This window comes from Vibrio sp. Hep-1b-8 (assembly GCF_006124995.1).
Classification (GTDB): Bacteria; Pseudomonadota; Gammaproteobacteria; order Enterobacterales; family Vibrionaceae; genus Vibrio.
Window position 1 is genome coordinate 1 of the sequence record NZ_QEWN01000121.1, and the last position, 3,999, is coordinate 3,999.

A 3,999-nucleotide genomic window follows, 5' to 3' on the forward strand; every position below is an offset into this window, starting at 1 on the left:
TAAAAGCTTCTAGGCTTTCGAATTGAGCTTCAAAAGCAATATCAGTAACACTGAACTCTGACTCAAATGCTAACCTAAAGGAAGCTCGTTTCATTCGTGCAAGTAACACATACTGCATAGCACTGATCCCCATAAACGCCTTAAAGATACGGTGAAAGTGGTACTTTGAACTGGCAGCCACAGTACTGAGATGCTCAAGTGAGAACTCGTCGTCTAGGTTACTATCTATAAAGTCGCACACTTTCTTTATCTGTCGTTCATGACGTTTTATCACGCTCATTGTTTTTGATACTCCAACTCAGAAATCGTAGAGATGATACCCACGAAGATTTAATTATGCCTGATTGAAATTGCTGGATGACGGCTAGAATAAAGCTTATGGAGGACGAATAGGTTTGCTCAGTTACCACACCAACAAACAATAACGCACTTTTTAACTGCATGGTACTCAGTGCTTACTTCAGTCCAGAGTTTTATCAGCAGTGATCATCGTTAGCAAAGTTCTGCCCCTTTCGGTGTTAACGCAATTACTCAGTGGCAAATCGTGCCACTGAAATCACCGTTCTTTCTCTCATGGTTAGCAGCAGAGAGGACGTGACAGAAAACTCCCAAAACTGAGCAATAAGCTCAATCGTCCGCCTTAATAGGAAGTGCGTATTTATGCTTACTTGCTCATAACGTATTGTAATTGAGTTAGTTAGTAGGTATTTTCAAAAAAGCTTAAATTAATGAGAAAAAACAATGAAATACCCAAAACCTTTAAGAGAAGGAAGCACGATAGCAATCACAGCATTTTCATCAGGGATAGCGGAAGAACACAAAGCTAGATTTAGTATCATTAAAAAACATCTTGAATCTCAAGGTTTCAAGATTGTTGTGGGTGATTGCTTGTATGGGCAGTTTAAACACGTAAGTGCACCAATAGAACAACGTGTAGAAGAACTGATAAGATTTTTAATGGATGATAACATTGATGCTATTTATCCCCCTTGGGGGGGGGAACTGTCTATGGAGCTTTTTCCTCTCATAGACTTTTCCAAGCTTCAAAATGTTAGACCAAAGTGGATCTTAGGTTTTTCTGATGTCAGTACCTTAGCCGCAACATTTACAAGTAAGCTTCGGTGGGCTACTGCACATTGCTCCAATTTGATGGATCTAACTCCTCAAGCAAAAGATCCACTAACGTCAAATACCATCACGTATATTGGAACCTCTATTGGTTCGACGTTTTCTCAAGAAGCATCGACTATGTACGCTAGTCAGTGGCCAGACATCGTGAGTAAACCTGCAAGCGGCATTACACCTGACACTGCATCAAGTTGGAAATGGCTAGTAAGACCAAAATCAAGCACAACTATCGAAGGTAGACTCATTGGAGGCTGTTGGGATACATTGCTTCACCTTTTTGATACGGAATATCTTGATTTGAAAGCTCTCTCTGAAGACTATCCAGAAGGTATCGTGCTCTATCTGGAAAATGCAGAAATGTCACCAACAGATATTGCCCGAACAATATTAAGCATGAAATTTAGGGGGGTGTTCAAGCATATTAATGGTTTAGTTTTGGGCAGGAATGCTGCCCCTGATCCAAGCAATGAGCAAGCTCTCAAATATCATGAAGCTATAGAAAGTAGCCTAGCGAACATTGGAATCCCTGTAATGTATGATTTAGATATTGGCCACGTTCCACCGAATCTTACGCTTATCAATGGTGCTGTAGCAAAGGTGGAATTAAATGATGAAGTTGGGGAACTGAGTCAGACCCTTATATAATAGATCACTGACTTAATTGCATAATTTGTGAGTTTTGGCAAATGGGTTTAACTTAAACCATGCAAGGTTTTGTCCATTTTCTTCCATCTCAGGCACTGAGTTCGGCGGTGCGTGATTGCGTTTTGGGATACCAAAAGTTATCCGTATCTGGCTAATTTAGTAAAAGCCCTGAAACACTTTTGTCCAGAGACGCGCTAGAGCTGTAAGGTAATAGCTGTGATCACCAAGCGACTTTGTCACTACGTTAACTACCGAGGGAAAATGACGGGACTGAATTGCCGTACTCTTTAGAGTATTAAAATAATCTTAAACTAGGTCATTTCTGATAACTACTTGATAGATTGATTAATTATTAACTGGGTGTGCATCATTAAGAAAAGGAAGGAAAATCACATTATTTCCGAGTCATTAACTTCATGTCACCTGCTTAGCCGCTTAAAATAAACGGCTAAATAATGAGGATTGATAATGAATTATAAATGGCTAGGTCTTCTCGGGGCGATTCCTTTATTGGCGGCATGCAATAGCGATATCGACATTTCCAGCAACGTGCTTTCTCAACAGCAGCTCAACACTATTATTAGCAATGTCAACAAACACTACCCAGATGCAGACAGCGAACTAAAACAAAATATTGCTGAGCTCGCGGTAAAGTCGATTGAGAATATGGTGTTTGTCGAAGGTGGCGGTTTTATTATGGGCGACTTTCGTATGCCCTGCATGAACGACGATCTTAATCGCCCAGTCTGGACGCCGGAAGCAAGCTGTTACAGTGCGGTAGAAATGGTCAGCAGTGGTGCAGATATTCAACATGAAGTCACGTTAAGCAGTTATTCGTTGTCAAAGTATGAAGCGGAGTTGCTGGATTATGATGTTTATTTACAAGCGTTTAATCGACCTTTTGAACAGAGGACAATCGATGGTCAATATCTCAAACGGGATGCTAAAGATTTTGAATCAAGAAAAGAGTATTACGAAGGCAAACCCGCTAGAAAAGTAAATTGGCAGGATGCAAAAAACTATTGTCAGTGGCTGGGGCAGTTAACGGCTCTGCCCGTCGATCTGCCTACCGAAGCGCAGTGGGAATATGCGGCACGCAGCCGTGGTCAAAAACTCTACTACGCAACCAACAATGGTTTTATTCAGCTTAGGGGAAGAGGTTTCCATAATCCAGAATTAGGTGGCTATGAGGAGTTTACCGAAAAAACCGCTAATGTTGATACGGATCTAAACCCTGTTGGTACTTATGCTCCCAATCCACTTGGTCTTTATGATATGACTGAAAATGCTGCTGAGTGGGTCAATGATTGGTACGCTAAAGATTATTATAAAGTGTCACCAAAACTTGATCCTCAAGGGCCCGAAACGGGTGAGAACAAAGTCAAACGAGGTGGTATAGGTATGGTTAATACCTCTCGCGTACACTATCCATTGAGCGACTATATGCCAGCACTCAACTCAGGGTTTCGCTGCGCAGTCCAAAGCACCGAACAAACTTATTAGCCTCGAAAACGACCGCCTTACGGCGGTCGCTATGGTTAAATATAGTAACCGATTCTTAACGGGACACACGTTTTAACTATACCCCTGATCATTGAAAATGCTTGATTTTATTTAGAATCAGGATCATGCTACGAACCATGAAAATTACACTGACTCCTCAGCAGAAACTGCAACTCGAACAAATGCACGATTCTACTCGTGATGGTCGAGTGCGTGACCGTATTAAAGCAGTATTGCTTACCACAGAGGGGTGGAGTCAGACCATGATTGCTCAAGCTCTTCGCATTCATGAATCAACCGTTGCACGCCACCTTAGTGACTACGCTCTTTCTGAAAAACTTAAGCCTGAAAATGGCGGAAGCCAAAGCAAGCTTTCTGCTACTCAAACCATGCACCTAATCGAGCATTTGACTGAGAAAACCTATTCTCACACTCATCAAATTGTCGCCTACGTTAAAGAGGCATTTGGACTTGATTATACGGTCTCTGGTATGAACAAATGGCTTCACCACAATGGCTTTAGCTACAAGCAACCGAAAGGCGTTCCACACAAGTTTGATAAAGCAAAACAGCAAGCATTCATAGAGGCTTATGAAGCTCTAAAGGCAAGCTGTGGCAAGGATGAATCGATAGTCTTTATCGATGCAGTTCACCCAACCTTATTAACAAAAATATCTCATGGCTGGATACGTACTGGTCAGGCTAAAGTGATTGAAACAACGG

The 3,999-nt window shown here is 41.6% G+C and carries 4 protein-coding genes; 3 read left to right on the plus strand and 1 reads right to left on the minus strand.

Features of this window, described 5'->3' with window-relative positions; translation table 11 throughout:
• Positions 1-280: AraC family transcriptional regulator (locus DA100_RS16510; protein ID WP_138973138.1), on the minus strand; the 280-nt coding region annotated here is incomplete at its 3' end.
• Between the two features lie 461 nt (positions 281-741).
• Here DA100_RS16510 and DA100_RS16515 point away from each other — a divergent pair.
• The 3 genes from DA100_RS16515 to DA100_RS16525 all read left to right on the plus strand — a co-directional run.
• Positions 742-1,773 carry a S66 peptidase family protein gene (locus tag DA100_RS16515; protein ID WP_138973139.1) on the plus strand — a complete coding sequence of 344 codons (1,032 nt, stop codon included), beginning with the start codon at positions 742-744 and terminating at the stop codon, positions 1,771-1,773.
• Between the two features lie 468 nt (positions 1,774-2,241).
• On the plus strand, positions 2,242-3,276 hold the full coding sequence (locus tag DA100_RS16520; RefSeq protein ID WP_138973140.1) for an SUMF1/EgtB/PvdO family nonheme iron enzyme: 1,035 nt from the start codon (positions 2,242-2,244) through the stop codon (positions 3,274-3,276).
• Between the two features lie 137 nt (positions 3,277-3,413).
• A partial coding sequence (locus DA100_RS16525; RefSeq protein WP_171052241.1) for an IS630 family transposase occupies positions 3,414-3,999 on the plus strand: 586 nt, incomplete at its 3' end.